The sequence below is a fragment of the Pseudomonas sp. A6 genome, from assembly GCF_052367875.1.
Classification (GTDB): domain Bacteria; phylum Pseudomonadota; class Gammaproteobacteria; order Pseudomonadales; family Pseudomonadaceae; genus Pseudomonas; species Pseudomonas citronellolis.
Genome location: NZ_CP198970.1, coordinates 1,335,299 through 1,351,559 on the forward strand (window position 1 = coordinate 1,335,299; position 16,261 = coordinate 1,351,559).

13 protein-coding genes are annotated in these 16,261 nt (G+C 67.4%); 8 read left to right on the top strand and 5 right to left on the bottom strand.

Annotated features, from left to right (window positions below):
* The first annotated feature begins 2 nt into the window (after nt 1-2).
* The 4 genes from ACTWJ5_RS06080 to lpxC all read left to right on the top strand — a co-directional run bounded on the left by ACTWJ5_RS06080 (nt 3) and on the right by lpxC (nt 4,399).
* Nucleotides 3-866: a cell division protein FtsQ/DivIB gene (locus ACTWJ5_RS06080; RefSeq protein WP_074977783.1), complete on the top strand. Its 864-nt coding sequence runs from the start codon at nt 3-5 to the stop codon at nt 864-866.
* Between the two features lie 21 nt (nt 867-887).
* On the top strand, nt 888-2,135 hold the full coding sequence (gene ftsA / locus ACTWJ5_RS06085) for a cell division protein FtsA (protein ID WP_074977786.1): 1,248 nt from the start codon (nt 888-890) through the stop codon (nt 2,133-2,135).
* A gap of 55 nt (nt 2,136-2,190) precedes the next feature.
* On the top strand, nt 2,191-3,375 hold the full coding sequence (gene ftsZ, locus ACTWJ5_RS06090) for a cell division protein FtsZ (RefSeq protein ID WP_009617925.1): 1,185 nt from the start codon (nt 2,191-2,193) through the stop codon (nt 3,373-3,375).
* A 112-nt stretch (nt 3,376-3,487) separates the two neighbouring features.
* Nucleotides 3,488-4,399 carry a UDP-3-O-acyl-N-acetylglucosamine deacetylase gene (lpxC, locus tag ACTWJ5_RS06095; protein WP_009617927.1) on the top strand — a complete coding sequence of 304 codons (912 nt, stop codon included), beginning with the start codon at nt 3,488-3,490 and terminating at the stop codon, nt 4,397-4,399.
* A 173-nt stretch (nt 4,400-4,572) separates the two neighbouring features.
* Here the strand turns inward: lpxC and ACTWJ5_RS06100 are convergent, their stop codons facing one another.
* The gene (locus ACTWJ5_RS06100; protein WP_009617929.1) at nt 4,573-5,028 is read right to left on the bottom strand and encodes a DciA family protein; all 456 of its coding nucleotides are present in this window, start codon (nt 5,026-5,028) and stop codon (nt 4,573-4,575) included.
* 305 nt (nt 5,029-5,333) lie between these two features.
* On the opposite strand from ACTWJ5_RS06100, the gene secA reads away from it, so the two are divergent.
* The 4 genes from secA to ACTWJ5_RS06120 all read left to right on the top strand — a co-directional run bounded on the left by secA (nt 5,334) and on the right by ACTWJ5_RS06120 (nt 11,124).
* Entirely contained in the window at nt 5,334-8,087 is a 2,754-nt protein-coding gene (gene secA / locus ACTWJ5_RS06105; RefSeq protein WP_444437787.1) for a preprotein translocase subunit SecA, read from the top strand.
* A 95-nt stretch (nt 8,088-8,182) separates the two neighbouring features.
* Entirely contained in the window at nt 8,183-9,400 is a 1,218-nt protein-coding gene (argJ, locus tag ACTWJ5_RS06110) for a bifunctional glutamate N-acetyltransferase/amino-acid acetyltransferase ArgJ (RefSeq protein ID WP_043272380.1), read from the top strand.
* A 121-nt stretch (nt 9,401-9,521) separates the two neighbouring features.
* Nucleotides 9,522-10,145, top strand: coding sequence for a glutathione S-transferase family protein (locus ACTWJ5_RS06115; protein WP_009617934.1), 624 nt, complete (start codon nt 9,522-9,524; stop codon nt 10,143-10,145).
* Between the two features lie 28 nt (nt 10,146-10,173).
* Entirely contained in the window at nt 10,174-11,124 is a 951-nt protein-coding gene (locus ACTWJ5_RS06120) for a Nudix family hydrolase (protein ID WP_444437790.1), read from the top strand.
* Between the two features lie 447 nt (nt 11,125-11,571).
* On the opposite strand, the gene ACTWJ5_RS06125 is transcribed toward ACTWJ5_RS06120, so the two are convergent.
* Genes ACTWJ5_RS06125 through ACTWJ5_RS06140 form a run of 4 tightly spaced genes read right to left on the bottom strand, consistent with a single transcriptional unit; the run spans nt 11,572 to nt 16,168 of the window.
* A complete protein-coding gene (locus ACTWJ5_RS06125) occupies nt 11,572-12,144 on the bottom strand; it encodes a cob(I)yrinic acid a,c-diamide adenosyltransferase (protein ID WP_074977793.1) in 573 nt (190 codons plus the stop codon).
* Nucleotides 12,145-12,147: 3 nt separating this feature from the next.
* Nucleotides 12,148-14,193 carry a sensor histidine kinase gene (locus ACTWJ5_RS06130; protein WP_024128173.1) on the bottom strand — a complete coding sequence of 682 codons (2,046 nt, stop codon included), beginning with the start codon at nt 14,191-14,193 and terminating at the stop codon, nt 12,148-12,150.
* A gap of 58 nt (nt 14,194-14,251) precedes the next feature.
* Nucleotides 14,252-15,166 carry a putative 2-dehydropantoate 2-reductase gene (locus ACTWJ5_RS06135; protein WP_256514421.1) on the bottom strand — a complete coding sequence of 305 codons (915 nt, stop codon included), beginning with the start codon at nt 15,164-15,166 and terminating at the stop codon, nt 14,252-14,254.
* A 36-nt stretch (nt 15,167-15,202) separates the two neighbouring features.
* Entirely contained in the window at nt 15,203-16,168 is a 966-nt protein-coding gene (locus ACTWJ5_RS06140; RefSeq protein ID WP_043272385.1) for a response regulator, read from the bottom strand.
* Between the last annotated feature and the right edge of the window lie 93 nt (nt 16,169-16,261).

Here is a 16,261-nt window from a genome sequence, read left to right on the forward strand (position 1 = left end):
CCATGAACGGCGCGATGCTCCGCCACTCGCAACCCGGTATCGGCCGCGCACCCGCGCGCAAGCCGGTGCCGCGCGGCGCCAGCCGCCTGGTGGCGAAGGAGCCGATCAGCGCTCGCCTGCCCAGGCCCAGCTTCGGCTTCCTGCGCATCCTGATGTGGCCGGTGCTGCTGGCCGTGCTGGGCTTCGGAGCCTACCAGGGCGCGCAGTACGTGCTGCCCTACGCCGACCGCCCGATCGCCAAGATCAGCGTCGAAGGCGACCTCAGCTACATCAGCCAGCAGGCGGTGCAGCAGCGCATCGCGCCGTTCGTCTCGGCCAGCTTCTTCAGCATCGACCTGGCCGGCATGCGCCAGGAGCTGGAGCAGATGCCCTGGATCGCCCACGCCGAAGTCCGCCGCGTCTGGCCGGACCAGGTGGTGATCCACCTGGAGGAACAGCTGCCGGTGGCCCGCTGGGGCGACGAGGCGCTGCTGAACAACCAGGGCCAGGCCTTCGCGCCCCACGAGGTGTCGCACTACGAGCACCTGCCGCGCCTGTCCGGCCCGCAGTTCGCCCAGCAGAAGGTGATGCAGCAGTACCAGATCCTCAGCCAACTGCTGCGGCCCCTGGGCTTCACCATCGCCAGCCTGGAGATGAGCTCGCGCGGCGCCTGGACCCTGGACACCGCCCAGGGCGTGCAGATCGTCCTGGGCCGCGACCACACGGTCGAACAGATCCGCCGTTTCGTGACCATCTACGAAAAGGCCCTGAAAGAACAGATATCGAAGATTGCGCGCATCGACATGCGCTACCCCAACGGCCTGGCCGTGGCGTGGCGCGACCCGCTGCCGCAGACGGACGTGGCCCAGGCCGCGCCCGCGCAGTGATTTGAGGAGACAGCAATAAACATGGCAAGCGTGCAGAGCGGCAAGATGGTCGTCGGCCTGGACATCGGCACCTCCAAGGTGGTGGCGCTGGTGGGCGAGGTCGCGGCCGACGGCAAGCTGGAGATCGTCGGGATCGGAACCCATCCGTCGCGCGGCCTGAAGAAGGGCGTGGTGGTGAACATCGAGTCCACCGTGCAGTCCATCCAGCGCGCCATCGACGAGGCGCAGCAGATGGCCGGCTGCCGGATCCACTCGGCCTTCGTCGGCATCGCCGGCAACCACATCCGCAGCCTGAACTCCCACGGCATCGTGGCGATCCGCGACCGCGAGGTCAGCCCGGCCGACATCGACCGAGTGCTCGACGCCGCCCAGGCCGTGGCGATCCCGGCCGACCAGCGGGTGCTGCACACCCTGGCGCAGGACTACGTGATCGACAACCAGGAAGGCGTGCGCGAGCCGCTGGGCATGTCCGGCGTGCGCCTGGAAGCCAAGGTGCACGTGGTGACCTGCGCGGTGAACGCCGCGCAGAACATCGAGAAGTGCGTGCGCCGCTGCGGCCTGGAAGTCGACGACATCATCCTCGAGCAACTGGCCTCGGCCTACTCGGTGATCACCGAGGACGAGAAGGAACTGGGCGTGTGCCTGGTGGACGTCGGCGGCGGCACCACTGACATCGCCATCTTCACCGAAGGCGCCATCCGCCATACGGCGGTGATCCCGATCGCCGGCGACCAGGTCACCAACGACATCGCCATGGCCCTGCGCACGCCCACGCAGTACGCCGAGGAAATCAAGATCCGCTACGCCTGCGCACTGGCCAAGCTGGCCGGCGCGGGCGAAACCATCAAGGTGCCCAGCGTCGGCGACCGGCCGCCGCGGGAGCTGTCGCGCCAGGCCCTGGCCGAGGTCGTGGAGCCGCGTTACGACGAGCTCTTCACCCTGGTGCAGGCCGAGCTGCGCCGCAGCGGCTACGAGGACCTGATCCCGGCCGGGATCGTCCTGACCGGCGGCACCGCCAAGATGGAAGGCGCCGTGGAGCTGGCCGAAGAGATCTTCCACATGCCGGTGCGCCTGGGCGTGCCGCATGGCGTCAAGGGGCTGACCGACGTCGTGCGCAATCCTATCTATTCCACTGGCGTGGGCCTGCTCATGTATGGCCTGCAGAAGCAGTCCGACGGCATCTCCATGTCCGGCGGCAGCAGCTTCAGCGATGAACCCAAGACACCTGTTCTGGAACGGCTCAAACGCTGGGTCCAGGGCAATTTCTGATTTACCGGCGCGGTAAAACGTAGGCGACACAACTAGAAAGGAAGGAGAGGGGAAAATGTTCGAACTCGTCGATAACGTCCCACAAACGGCAGTAATCAAAGTCATCGGTGTCGGTGGTGGCGGCGGCAACGCCGTGAACCACATGGCCAAGAACAACGTCGACGGCGTGGAATTCATCTGCGCCAACACCGACGCCCAGGCGCTGAAGAACATCGCGGCGCGCACCGTGCTGCAGCTCGGCCCGGGCGTGACCAAGGGCCTGGGCGCCGGCGCCAACCCTGAAGTCGGCCGCCAGGCCGCGATCGAGGATCGCGAGCGCATCGCCGAGGTGCTGGAAGGCGCCGACATGGTCTTCATCACCACCGGCATGGGTGGCGGCACCGGTACCGGTGCGGCGCCGATCATCGCCGAAGTGGCCAAGGAAATGGGCATCCTGACCGTTGCAGTGGTCACCCGTCCGTTCCCGTTCGAAGGCCGCAAGCGCATGCAGATCGCCGACGAGGGCATCCGCTCCCTGGCGGAAAGCGTCGACTCGCTGATCACCATCCCCAACGAGAAGCTGCTGACCATCCTCGGCAAGGACGCAAGCCTGCTGGCCGCCTTCGCCAAGGCGGACGACGTGCTGGCCGGCGCCGTGCGCGGCATCTCCGACATCATCAAGCGTCCGGGCATGATCAACGTCGACTTCGCCGACGTGAAGACCGTGATGAGCGAGATGGGCATGGCCATGATGGGCACCGGCGCCGCCAGCGGCCCGAACCGCGCCCGCGAGGCCACCGAGGCGGCGATCCGCAACCCGCTGCTGGAAGACGTCAACCTGCAGGGCGCGCGCGGCATCCTGGTGAACATCACCGCCGGTCCCGACCTGTCCCTGGGCGAGTACTCCGACGTCGGCAACATCATCGAGCAGTTCGCCTCCGAGCACGCCACCGTCAAGGTGGGCACCGTGATCGATCCGGACATGCGCGACGAGCTGCACGTCACCGTGGTCGCCACCGGCCTGGGCGCACGCCTGGAAAAACCGGTCAAGGTGGTCGACAACACCGTGCAGACCCAGGCGGTCAGCAGCCAGGCTCCGGTACAGCGCGAGCAGCAATCGGTGAACTACCGCGACCTGGACCGCCCGACCGTGATGCGCAACCAGGCGCACGGCAGCGCGGCCACCGCGGCCAAGCTCAACCCGCAGGACGACCTGGACTACCTGGATATCCCGGCATTCCTGCGTCGCCAGGCCGATTGAGGCAATTTATCAGGAGTATGAATGTGATTGGTGTTCAGCAAAGGGCGGTTCTGCTATCATCGCCGCCCATTGTTGACAACAGTTCGCAACTTGCGCGAAAGCGGCCAAAGCCATGATCAGACAACGCACCTTGAAGAACATCATCCGGGCCACCGGCGTCGGTCTGCACTCGGGGGAGAAGGTCTACCTCACCCTGAAGCCGGCTCCGGTGGACAGCGGTATCGTGTTCGTCCGTACCGACCTCGACCCGGTGGTGGAAATCCCGGCTCGGGCCTCGAACGTCGGCGAGACCACCATGTCGACCACCCTGGTCAAGGGTGACGTCAAAGTGGATACGGTGGAGCATCTGCTCTCGGCCATGGCTGGCCTGGGCATCGACAACGCCTATGTCGAGCTGTCCGCCTCGGAAGTGCCGATCATGGACGGCAGCGCGGGGCCCTTCGTATTCCTGATCCAATCCGCCGGCCTGCAGGAGCAGGAGGCGGCCAAGAAGTTCATCCGCATCAAGCGTGAAGTGACCGTGGAAGAGGGCGACAAGCGCGCCACTTTCGTTCCCTTCGACGGCTTCAAGGTGAGCTTCGAGATCGATTTCGATCACCCGGTCTTCCGTGGTCGCACCCAGAAGGCGACGGTGGACTTCTCCAGCACTTCCTTCGTCAAGGAAGTCAGCCGTGCGCGGACCTTCGGGTTCATGCGCGACATCGAGTACCTGCGTTCGCAGAACCTGGCGCTCGGTGGCAGCGTGGAGAACGCCATCGTGGTCGACGAGTATCGCGTGCTCAACGAAGACGGCCTTCGTTACGAGGACGAGTTCGTCAAGCACAAGATCCTGGACGCCATCGGTGACCTGTACCTGCTTGGTAACAGCCTTATCGGCGAGTTCCGCGGCTTCAAGTCCGGCCATGCCCTGAACAACCGCCTGCTCCGCGCACTCATCGCGGACAAGGAGGCCTGGGAAGTGGTCACCTTCGAAGACGCGAGCACCGCGCCGATTTCCTACATGCGGCCCGCTGCGGCCGTTTGAGGGAACCTCCTCCTTTCAAGCTGTACATATTGAAGGCCACCCTCGGGTGGCCTTTTTTTATGCGCGCGAAATGGCGCGGGCAGGAGGCTTGGAGTTTGGAGGGGGAAAGTTCTCACGAGTTCATCGGCAAGAGCCGACGAGGGACGTTATGGGACCAGTGGTAGGCGAGCGGTTCAGTCTTCGCGCGGGCGGCTGCGGCTGGCCAGGCGTTCCAGCGCCGCGCGCAGGCGCGGGTTGGCGATGCCCTCGGCGGCTTCCTGCAGAGCCTCGGCGGCGGCGGGGGAGAGCTGGTGGGTGCGCACCGGCGCCTGGCGCTCGACCTGGGGCTGGACCTTGAACAGGATGTGCTGCAGCCCGGCGAACTCGTCGAACATCTGCAACTGGCGCAGCAGGCGCTTCTGCTGGTAGCGCAGGCGCGTGGCCCAGTGCGCGTCGGTGAGCACCAGCAGCAGGTTGCCACCGCGCCAGGAGGCGACCCTGCAGTGCGGGCGCGCGGCCGGCTGCAACTGGCTGTCGAGCAGCTGTTGCAACTGGGCGAGGCGCTGGGCCTCGTTGAACAGCGACTGCAGCGGCTTGGCTTCGCGCAGCAGCTTGGTGGTGGCCTGTGCGGGCAGCGGGCGGAACGCCATGGTGAAAATTCCGGGGTTGTTGAGCGCCGATGGTATCAGAATGCGGTCATCGCCGGCCGTCGCGCCGACGCCCGCCGACGTCGAGCCTTGAACTTTGCCTGCGCGACACAATATAAAGCAGGCGGACTGCCAGTCCTCCCCCGAGTTCCTGCCGGGCAATGTGCGCGCATGGAAAGTCCCCGGCATGACCTGGGCACTTCTTTCGTTCACGTTTCCGAGTAGAATGCCCCCTTTGCCGTCGATGCAAGCCGCGGCCAGCCAGTCGGGCAGCCCTCCATTCCCCAAGTTCGGATGACCCAGTCGATATGTTTGCGCCTTTGTTGAAAAAACTCTTTGGAAGCAAGAACGAGCGCGAAGTGAAGCGCATGGCCAAGCAGGTCCAGGCCATCAATGCGCTCGAACCACAGATGGTGGCGCTTTCCGATGAGCAACTGAAGGCCAAGACCGAAGAGTTCAAGGCGCGCGTGGCCAAGGGCGAAAGCCTCGACGAGCTCCTCCCTGAAGCCTTCGCCGTGTGCCGCGAGGCGGGCAAGCGGGTGATGGGCATGCGCCACTTCGACGTCCAGCTGATCGGCGGCATGACCTTGCACGAGGGCAAGATCGCCGAGATGCGCACCGGTGAGGGCAAGACCCTGGTGGGCACCCTGGCGGTGTACCTGAACGCGCTGTCCGGCAAGGGCGTGCACGTGGTCACCGTGAACGACTACCTGGCCCGCCGCGACGCCAACTGGATGCGTCCGCTGTACGAGTTCCTCGGCCTCTCGGTGGGCATCGTCACGCCCTTCCAGCCGCCGGAGGAGAAGCGCGCGGCCTACGCCTCGGACATCACCTACGGCACCAACAACGAATTCGGCTTCGACTACCTGCGCGACAACATGGCCTTCAGCCTGCAGGACAAGTTCCAGCGCGAGCTGAACTTCGCCGTGGTCGACGAAGTGGACTCCATCCTCATCGACGAGGCACGGACCCCGCTGATCATCTCCGGCCAGGCCGAAGACAGCTCCGAGCTGTACATCAAGATCAACAAGCTGATCCCGCGCCTGAAGCGCCACATCGAGGAAGTCGAGGGTCAGGTGACCCAGCAGGGCCACTACAGCATCGACGAGAAGACCCGCCAGGTCGAACTCAACGAGCAGGGCCACGCCTACGTCGAGGAACTGCTGAGCCAGGCCGGCCTGCTCGGCGAGGGCGAGAGCCTCTACTCGGCGCACAACCTCAGCCTGCTGACCCACGTCTACGCCGCGCTGCGTGCCCACACCCTGTTCCACCGCAACGTCGAGTACATCGTCCAGGGCGACCAGGTCCTGCTGATCGACGAGCACACCGGCCGCACCATGCCCGGCCGCCGCCTCTCCGAAGGCCTGCACCAGGCCATCGAGGCCAAGGAAAACCTGCCGATCCAGGCCGAGAGCCAGACCCTGGCCTCCACCACCTTCCAGAACTACTTCCGCCTCTACGCCAAGCTGTCCGGCATGACCGGCACCGCCGACACCGAGGCCTTCGAGTTCCGCCAGATCTACGGCCTGGACGTGGTGGTGATCCCGACCCACCGCCCGGTCGCGCGGAAGGACTTCAACGACCTGGTCTACCTGACCCAGGAAGAGAAGTACGCCGCGATCATCACCGACATCCAGCAGAGCCAGGCCCTGGGCCGCCCGATCCTGGTCGGTACCGCGTCCATCGAGACCTCCGAGTACGTGTCCAAGCTGCTGGAACAGGCCGGCATCGAGCACAAGGTGCTCAACGCCAAGTACCACGAGAAGGAAGCCGAGATCATCGCGCAGGCCGGTGCGCCGGGCTCGGTGACCATCGCCACCAACATGGCCGGCCGTGGTACCGACATCCTCCTGGGCGGTAACTGGGAAGCCGAGATCGCCAGCCTGGAGAACCCCAGCGACGAGCAGATCGCCCAGATCAAGGCCGAGTGGCAGAAGCGCCACCAGCAGGTGATCGAGTCCGGCGGCCTGCACGTGATCGCCTCCGAGCGCCACGAATCCCGCCGCATCGACAACCAGCTGCGGGGCCGTTCCGGCCGCCAGGGCGACCCGGGCTCCAGCCGCTTCTACCTGTCGCTGGAAGACAACCTGATGCGCATCTTCGCCTCCGACCGGGTGAAGAACTTCATGAAGGCCCTGGGCATGCAGCCGGGCGAGGCCATCGAGCACCGCATGGTCAGCAACGCCATCGAGAAGGCGCAGCGCAAGGTCGAAGGCCGCAACTTCGACATCCGCAAGCAACTGCTCGAGTTCGACGACGTGGCCAACGAGCAGCGCAAGGTGATCTACCACATGCGCAACAGCCTGCTGGCCGCGGAGAACATCGGCGACACCATCGCCGAGTTCCGCGAGGAAGTGCTGAACAACACCATCAGCCAGCACATCCCGCCGCAGTCGCTGCCCGAGCAGTGGGACATCGCCGGCCTGGAAGCCGCGCTGTACAGCGACTTCGGCCTGAAGCTACCGGTCCAGCAGTGGCTGGACGACGACGAGAAGCTCTACGAGGAGACCCTGCGCGAGAAGATCCTCGCCGAGCTGGTCGCCGCCTACAACGAGAAGGAAGATCTGGCCGGCGCCGAGGCCCTGCGCACCTTCGAGAAGCAGATGCTGCTGCGCGTGCTGGACGACCTGTGGAAGGACCACCTGTCCACCATGGACCACCTGCGCCACGGCATCCACCTGCGCGGCTACGCGCAGAAGAACCCGAAGCAGGAGTACAAGCGCGAGTCCTTCAACCTGTTCCAGGAACTGCTGGACTCGATCAAGCGCGACACCATCCGCGTGCTGTCCTTCGTCCAGGTCCGCCGCGAGGACCCGGCCGAGGAAGAGGCGCGCCTGCGCCGCGAAGCCGAGGAAATGGCCAAGCGCATGCAGTTCCAGCATGCCGAGGCGCCGTCCATCGACCAGGCCCCCGATGCCGAGGAAGGCGAAGAAGGCGAGCAGGGCCCGGGCCAGGTCGTGCCGCTGGAGCCGGTGCGCGCCGAGCCGAAGATCGGCCGCAACGAGCTGTGCCCCTGCGGTTCCGGCAAAAAGTACAAGCATTGCCACGGCCAGGTGAACTGATCCGCCTGCCGTCGTAACCCCCGACGCCGCGACCGGCCCTGCCGCTCGCGGCGTTTTTCACATTCGATCCACCCTTTTTCCTGAGGAGCACATCCATGGCTGTCGGTCTCGGCCCCATCTCCACCCTGCACCCGGTCCCCGGCTTCGAACTCGGCATCGCTTCCGCCGGCATCAAGCGCCCCGGTCGCAAGGACGTCGTGGTGATGCGCTGCGCCGAAGGCTCCAGCGTGGCGGGTGTGTTCACCACCAACGCCTTCTGCGCCGCGCCCGTGCTGCTGTGCAAGCAGCGCTTCCTCGGGCCGGTGCGCTACCTGGTGACCAACACCGGCAACGCCAACGCCGGCACCGGCGAGCCGGGCCTGGCCAACGCCTCGGCGGTGTGCGCCAAGCTGGCCGAACTGGCCGGAGTGGACGAAAGCCAGGTGCTGCCGTTCTCCACCGGGGTGATCGGCGAGCCGCTGCCGGTGGCCAAGATCGAAGCCGCGCTGCCGGCCGCCCTGGCTGCCCTGGGCCCGGACAACTGGGCCGAGGCCGCCGCCGGCATCATGACCACCGACACCCTGCCCAAGGGCGCCAGCCGCCAGTTCGTGCATGACGGCGTCACCGTCACCGTCACCGGCATCAGCAAGGGCGCCGGCATGATCAAGCCGAACATGGCCACCATGCTCGGCTACATCGCCACCGACGCCAAGGTCGCCCAGGGTGTGCTGCAGGACCTGCTGCGCGACGCGGCGAACAAGTCGTTCAACCGCATCACCATCGACGGCGATACCTCCACCAACGACAGCTGCATTCTGGTCGCCACCGGCCAGGCCGCGCTGCCGGAGATCACCCAGGCCAGCGGCGCGCTGTTCAGCGCCCTGAAGCAGGCGGTGATCGAGGTGTCCATGGAGCTGGCCCAGGCCATCGTCCGCGACGGCGAGGGCGCCACCAAGTTCGTCACCGTGCAGGTCAACGGCGGCGGCACCCACCAGGAGTGCCTGGACGTCGGCTACGCCGTGGCCCACTCGCCGCTGATCAAGACCGCGCTGTTCGCCTCCGATCCTAACTGGGGCCGCATCCTGGCCGCGGTCGGCTACGCCGGCGTGCCGAACCTGGACGTCAGCAGGATCGACGTCTTCCTCGACGAAGTCTGCATCGCCAGCCGCGGTTGCCGCGCCGCCAGCTACACCGAGGACCAGGGCGCGCGGGTAATGGCCCAGGAAGAGATCACCATCCGCATCGAGCTGGGCCGCGGCGACTGCAGCGAGACCATCTGGACCACCGACCTGTCCCACGAGTACGTGAAGATCAACGCGGAATACAGGACTTGAAAGCGGCTATAGGCTGAAGGCTGTAGGTACGAGCGATAGAGCTTGATGTCCGGCGCGGGGTGATACGCTCTTCGCCTTCAGCCTTCAGCCTTCAGCCTTCAGCCGGCGCGAGGAACGAGCGATGAAACTGGTCATTGGCAGCAAGAACCTATCGTCCTGGTCGTTGCGTGGCTGGCTGGCCATGCAACTGACCGGCGCGGAATTCGAAGAAGTGCTGATCCCGCTGGGCGGCGTCGACACCGCGCGGCGCATCCGCGAGCACTCGCCCACCGGCAAGGTGCCGGTGCTCAAGTGCGAGGACGGGGTGATCTGGGATTCCCTGGCGATCGCCGAATACCTGGCCGAACGCTTCCCCGAGGCGCACCTGTGGCCGCGCGGCGAGGCGGCCCGGGCGCTGGCGCGGTCGATCTGCGCGGAGATGCACAGCGGCTTCCTCGCCCTGCGCTCGCACATGCCCATGGACCTGCAGCGGCACAAGCCGCTGGCCAAGGTGCCGCCCGAAGTGGAAACCGACATCGCCCGCGTCATCGAGCTGTGGACCCTGTGCCGCCAGGGCTTCGGCCAGGACGGGCCGTTCCTGTTCGGCCACGCCAGCATCGCCGACGCCTTCTACGCGCCGGTGGCCACGCGCCTGCGCAGCTACGCCGTGGAGCTGCCGCCGCTGGCCAAGGCCTACGTGGACACCATCTACCAGTGGGCGGCCTTCCAGCCCTGGCTGCAGGCCGCGCTGGCCGAGCGCCCCTGAGCGCCGGCAACCGACGAGGAGTAATGCTGTGAAACGAGTACATGTCGCCGCCGCCGTGATCCGTGGCGCCGATGGCCGCGTGCTGATCGCCCGGCGCCCGGACGACAAGCACCAGGGCGGCCTGTGGGAATTCCCCGGCGGCAAGGTGGAGGAGGGCGAGCCGGTGCAGGCCGCGCTGGCCCGCGAGCTGGAAGAGGAGCTGGGCATCCGCGTCGAGCGCGCCCGGCCGCTGATCCGCGTGGCCCACGACTACCCGGACAAGCAGGTGCTGCTGGACGTCTGGGAGGTCTCGGCGTTCTCCGGCGAACCCCATGGCGCCGAAGGCCAGCCGCTGGCCTGGGTGGCTCCCCGGGAGCTGCCTGACTACGAATTCCCCGCCGCCAACCGGCCCATCGTGCAGGCCGCGCGGCTGCCCGAGCGCTACCTGATCACACCCGACGGGCTGGAGCCGCAGGAAGTCCTGCAAGGCATCCGCGCCGCCGTGGCTGAGGGCGTACGCCTGATCCAGCTGCGCGCGCCGAACATGTACAGCCCGGAGTACCGCGACATGGCGGTGGACGCCGTCGGGCTGTGCGCGGGCAAGGCGCAACTGATGCTCAAGGGTCCGCTGGAATGGCTGGGCGACTTCCCCGCCGCCGGCTGGCACCTGACCGCCGAGCAACTGCGCAAGTACGCCCCCAACGGCCGCCCGTTCCCCCAGGACCGCCTGCTGGCGGCGTCCTGCCACGGCGCCGAGGAACTGGCGCTGGCTAGCGCCATGGGCGTGGACTTCATCACCCTGTCGCCAGTGCAGCCGACCCAGAGCCATCCGGGCGAACCGGCGCTGGGCTGGGATGTGGCGCAGCAACTGGTGGAAGGCTTCAACGAGCCGGTATTCCTCCTCGGCGGCCTGGGCCCGCAGGACCTGGAGCGTGCCTGGCAGATCGGCGCCCAGGGCGTGGCGGGCATCCGCGCGCTCTGGCCGAAGGCCGGGGCGTAGGCCGGAGCAGCCAGGCCGTACCGAGGTGCTCTTCGTAGGAGCGAGCTTGCTCGCGAATGAGCCCCGCAGCGGTTCCTGTTCGCGAGCAAGCTCGCTCCTACGAAAAGCCGTGTTCCCCAGCAACGTAGGAGCGGACCTTGTCCGCGATAGCCGGACGTATCGGCGCGGATCGCGGATGAGATCCGCTCCTACGCTGCCCCACTCACTCATGCCATTCCCATTGTAGGAGCGCGCCCTGCGCGCGATTCGCGGGCAAGGCCCGCTCCTACAGTTTTGCCGTGAGGCATGGCGTTTCCCCGTAGGAGCGGACTCTGTCCGCGATAGCCGGAGGTATCGGCGCGATTCGCGGATGAGATCCGCTCCTACGCTACCCCACTCATGCCATTCCCATTGTAGGAGCGCGCCCTGCACGCGATTCGCGGGCAGGGCCCGCTCCTACAGTTTGTTTCAGGCGGGCTTTTCCGCCGCCTTCCACAGCACTTCGGCGACGCCCTGGCGCTTGGCGGCCATGCGGGCCGCCACGAACAGCAGGTCCGACAGCCGGTTCAGGTAGCGCAGCCCGGCGCCTTCCAGCGGCTCCTCGGCGTTGAGCTGCTGGCAGCGGCGCTCGGCCTTGCGCGCCAGGGCGCGGCATACGTGGATCTGCGCCACCAGCCGGGAGCCGCCGGGGAGGATGAAGTCCTTCAGCGGTTCCAGTTCCTCGTTCCAGGCGTCGATGGCCTGCTCCAGGCGCGCCACCTCGTGGTCGTCCAGGGCGCGGTATTCCGGCATCGCCAGTTCGCCGCCGAGGTCGAACAGGCGGTGCTGCACCGGCGCCAGCACCGTCAGCAACTGGTCCAGCGCGGCGCTGCGGGCTTCCTGCAGGTCGGCCAGCAGCAGCCCCAGCTGGCTGTTCAGCTCGTCCACGCAGCCGATGGCTTCGATCCGCGGGTGGTGTTTCGGCACCCGGCTGCCGTCGGCCAGGCCGGTCTCGCCGGCGTCGCCCGTGCGGGTGTAGATCTTCGACAGGCGATAGCCCATGCCTCAGAGCTCCTTGTTCTGCGGGGGCGGCAGCGCCACCGGCGCCACGGGCTCGTCGCCCAGCGGCAGGCGCAGGGTGAAGCAGGTGCCCTGGCCGAGTTCCGATTGCACTTCCATCTGCCCCTTGTGGTTGTTGGTGATGATGAAATACGACACCGACAGGCCCAGGCCGGTGCCCTGGCCCACTTCCTTGGTGGTGAAGAAGGGCTCGAAGATGCGCTTGCGCACCGTTTCCGGCATGCCGCAGCCGTTGTCTTCCACCTGCACTTCCGCCCACGGCGGGTTGAGCCGGGTGCGCAGGACGATGCGGCCGTGCTCGCCTTCCTCTTCGTCGTCGCGCAGGTGGATGGCCTGGGCAGCGTTCTTCAGCAGGTTGAGCAGCACCTGCTCGAATTCGTTGGCGATGACCGGCACCGGGCCCAGGCGCGGATCGAACTCGTGGACGATCTCCAGCGACTTGAAGTCGAAGCCGCCGGCCAGGTCGAAGTCGTTGCCGGCGATCTCCACCGCCTGCTCGATCAGCGAGGGCAGTTCGCAGGGAGCCATCTGCCGGTGGCTGCGGCGGCTGAAGGCGAGCATGTGGGTGACGATCTTGGCGGCGCGCGAGCCGGCGTACTGGATGCCGTCCATCAGCTTGGGAATCTCCCGCGCCTCCAGGTAGTGGTTGAGGTCGTCCAGGGCGACGCCCACCTCGGCCGCCACTTCCAGGTTCTTCGGCAGTTCCGGCGACAGCCGCCGGCGAATGTTCTGCACGTTGTGCAGGATGGCCCCCAGCGGGTTGTTGATCTCATGGGCCATGCCGGCGGCCAGGCCGCCCACCGAGAGCATCTTTTCCGACTGCACCATCAGTTCTTCCATGCCCAGGCGCTCGGTGATGTCGTCGATGCGGATCACCGCGCCGCGGCCGGTGCCGCCCATCAGCGGGTAGAAGGTCAGGGCGTAGTGCCGTGGCGAGTCGATCAATGCCCAGGTGACGCGCTCCACGCGCTCCACCTTGTGCTGTTCGGCGGCGCGGGTCAGTTGCAGCAGGAAGGGCTTGAGCGAAGGGAAGGCGAGAAACACCGGCTGGTTCACCGCGTCGTCCAGGCTGGTGCCGGAAAGCCGGCTGGCCTCCTGGTTCCACTGGGTGACGTAGAGCTGCTCGTCCACCGCGATCAGCGCCGAGGGCATGGAGTCGATGATGCTGTTGAGGTAGTGCTGGAAACCGGTGAGCTTCTTCTCGATCTTGCTGCGCACCTGCACTTCCAGCTCCAGCTTGCGGTTGGAGCGGCGGGTTTCCTCGGCCAGGTCCTGGGCCTGGGCCATGGCGTCCTGGGCGTCGTCGCGGGCACGCTTGAGCTGCTGCTCGCGGGCCTCGATGCGGGTCAGCATGGTGTTGAAGGCGTCGGACAGGCGGCCGATCTCGTCGGCGTTGCCGCGTTCGGCGCGCAGCGAGTAGTTCTCCTCGCGGGTGACCTGGCGCGACAGCTCTTCCAGGCTGCGGATCGGCCGGGTGATCAGGCGGCGGATCTGCCGGGCGATCAGCATCCACAGCAGCACGCTGACGGCCAGGATCGCCAGGCTGGCGGTCAGCGTGCCGGTGTAGAAGGCGCCGGGCAGCTCGCTGCTGGCCACCAGCAGCAGGTAGCCGTTGCGCCCGCCGGGCTGCGGCAGTTCGAACAGGGCGTTGAGGCGGTATTCGTGGGCGCGCCAGCGTTCCAGGTCCTCCAGGTGCCTGGGCAGCGAGCCTTCCCGGGGCGACTGGGCGATGCGCGTGCCGTTGGCGTCGTAGAGCGCGGCGGCGCGCAACGGCTGGTAGTCGTCGAGCTGGTGCAGCAGGGTATCGGCCTGCTCCGGGGAACTCAGCGCCGGGTAGCTGAGCGCCGGGTTGGCGATCAGCCGGCCGATGGTCTGCAGGGCCTGGGGCGCCACGCTGTCCTGGGAGATCCAGTAGGCCGCGCTGATGAACGCCAGGTTGGCCGCCAGCAACACGGTGGCCAGCAGCACCAGCAGGGCGGCGAGGATCTTCTGGCCGACCGGCAGGTTTTCCAGGCGCTGGCGCAGGTTGATGAAGGACGGCATAGGGGCTCGGCGATCGAAAGCGGGGGCGGGCAGGTTAGCCCGCCGCTCAGGCCTCGGGCAATCCGCGTTGGCGCAGCGCGTCGCGCAGGCGCCGGTGCAGGGCGTTCAGCCCGGGCAGCGCCAGGTGGCGGCGCTGGCCCTCGGCGCAGGCATGGCCGAGCAGGTAGGCGATTTCGGTGCGCCGCCCGTTGGCCACGTCCTGGTACATGGAGGAATAGTTGGCCGCGGTGGCGGCGATCACCCGTTCCACTTCGCCCTGCAGCTCCCGCGCTGCCGTGTCGTAGCCGCAGGCGTGGAGCAGTTGGCCGAGTTCGTCGCACAGGCCGGCGACTTGCTCGGCATGGCCGGCCAGTTCGCCGTTGCGGCAGTGGTGCAGCACGCTCAGCGGGTTGATCGCGCAGTTCAGCGCCAGCTTGCGCCACAGCCGTTCGAGGATGTCGCCGCTCCACTGCACGGGGATGTCGGCGCGGGGCAGGTCGTCCAGCCAGGCCGGCGCCGGGCCGCCGCGCTCGTCGCCGAGCCAGGTCTGCCCGCGGCCGGCGAAGACCACGCGGAAGTCGCCGTCGCGGAACGCCCCTTCGGTGCTGGAGGCGTACAGGCAGCGTGCCCGCGGCAGGTGCGCGGCCACCGCCTGCTGGCTGCCCAGGCCGTTCTGCAGGAGGATGATCTCGGCGCCGGGCGCCAGGTGCGCGGCCACGCTGGCGGCGGCTTCCTGGGCGTCGTAGGCCTTGCTGGCCAGGAGCAGGCGCTGGATCGGGGCGTTCAGGTGCCCGGCGGTTTCCGCGGGGATCGGGTAGAGGCTCTCGCGGCCGTCCTCGCAGAGGGTGAGGCCGCCGCGGGCGCGGTACGCCGCCAGGCGCTGGCGGTCACGCAGCAGCAGCTGCACGGGCAGGCCGGCGCGGGCCAGGCGGGCGGCCCAGAGGCTGCCGAGGCTGCCGGCGCCGAGGATGGTCCAGTTCATGGTGGGCTTCGCGTGTCGATGGGCGTACAGCGAAGTCTAGCGCACCCCGGGCAGCCGGCTGGCGTTGATTCGCCCGCTGGCATAGGCGTCGGGCAGCAGCTGGCGGGCCTGTTCCATCACCTCTTCGGCCTGCAGCGGCAGGGACTTGGCGTCCAGCCCCACCAGGCCGATGCCGGCCTTCAGGCTGACGAAGCCGCGGCTGGTCTTGAAGGCCTTGAGGTTGAGCCCTTCGTGCAGGCGGCGGAAGCTGCTCGGCGAGCATTCCTGGAGGTCGTCGATCAGGGTGATGAGGCCGAAGTGCTGCTCGTCGATGCGCGTCAGCACGTCCAGCGGCCGCACCAGTTGCTGCAGGCGCCGGCCGATGCCGTGCAGCAGCTCCTGGTGGAAGCCGGGGAAGTGCTGGCCGTCCTGCTCCAGCAGGACGGGAATGCCGATCAGCAGGTAGCACACCGCGCCGCCGCGGGATTCCACCTGGCGAATGCTGTCGGCGAGCTTCTGCCGCAGGTAGCGCAGGTTGCCCAGGCCGGTGGCGGCGTCCACCAGGTTGCGCTCTTCCAGGCGGTTGATGTTCTCGGTGAGCAGGCGGTTCTCCACCAGCAGGCGCTGCAGGGTGTTGCACAGGCGGTCGGCGGCCAGCACCCGCGGCACCAGTTGCTCGCTCATCGCCGTCTTGCTGACGAAGTCGTCCACGCCGCGGTCGAAGGCCTCGGCCAGGGCGTTGTCGCCCTCCTTGCCGGTGAGCAGCATGATGTAGGTGTAGTGGTCGCCGCTTTCGTCCAGCTGGCGTACCCGCGCGGTGAGCTCCAGGCCGTCCATCTCCGGCATCAGCCAGTCGGCCAGGAGCACGCTCACCGGTTCCCGTTCCAGCAGTTGCAGGGCCTCGCTGGCGCTGCTGGCGAAGCGCACGTTCTGGTAGCCGGCCTGGCTCAGCGCCCGGCCGATCATGGCGCTGGAGAATTTCGCGTCGTCGACCACCAGGATGCTCAGATGGTTGGTTGGCATGGGGCAGGGAACTCGGAGGAGGCGGGGATTCGCCGGTTCTGGGCCGGGCGCGTGCTTGTGGCTCAGTTATAATGAGCGCGCATTTTTACCGTC

What these genes read in the sequence shown, in the direction of transcription:
- ACTWJ5_RS06080 (WP_074977783.1), top strand. Translation starts at nt 3, where the DNA reads ATGAACGGCGCGATGCTCCGCCACTCGCAACCCGGTATCGGCCGCGCA.
- ftsA (WP_074977786.1), top strand. Translation starts at nt 888, where the DNA reads ATGGCAAGCGTGCAGAGCGGCAAGATGGTCGTCGGCCTGGACATCGGC.
- ftsZ (WP_009617925.1), top strand. Translation starts at nt 2,191, where the DNA reads ATGTTCGAACTCGTCGATAACGTCCCACAAACGGCAGTAATCAAAGTC.
- lpxC (WP_009617927.1), top strand. Translation starts at nt 3,488, where the DNA reads ATGATCAGACAACGCACCTTGAAGAACATCATCCGGGCCACCGGCGTC.
- ACTWJ5_RS06100 (WP_009617929.1), bottom strand. Translation starts at nt 5,028, where the DNA reads ATGGCGTTCCGCCCGCTGCCCGCACAGGCCACCACCAAGCTGCTGCGC.
- secA (WP_444437787.1), top strand. Translation starts at nt 5,334, where the DNA reads ATGTTTGCGCCTTTGTTGAAAAAACTCTTTGGAAGCAAGAACGAGCGC.
- argJ (WP_043272380.1), top strand. Translation starts at nt 8,183, where the DNA reads ATGGCTGTCGGTCTCGGCCCCATCTCCACCCTGCACCCGGTCCCCGGC.
- ACTWJ5_RS06115 (WP_009617934.1), top strand. Translation starts at nt 9,522, where the DNA reads ATGAAACTGGTCATTGGCAGCAAGAACCTATCGTCCTGGTCGTTGCGT.
- ACTWJ5_RS06125 (WP_074977793.1), bottom strand. Translation starts at nt 12,144, where the DNA reads ATGGGCTATCGCCTGTCGAAGATCTACACCCGCACGGGCGACGCCGGC.
- ACTWJ5_RS06135 (WP_256514421.1), bottom strand. Translation starts at nt 15,166, where the DNA reads ATGAACTGGACCATCCTCGGCGCCGGCAGCCTCGGCAGCCTCTGGGCC.
- ACTWJ5_RS06140 (WP_043272385.1), bottom strand. Translation starts at nt 16,168, where the DNA reads ATGCCAACCAACCATCTGAGCATCCTGGTGGTCGACGACGCGAAATTC.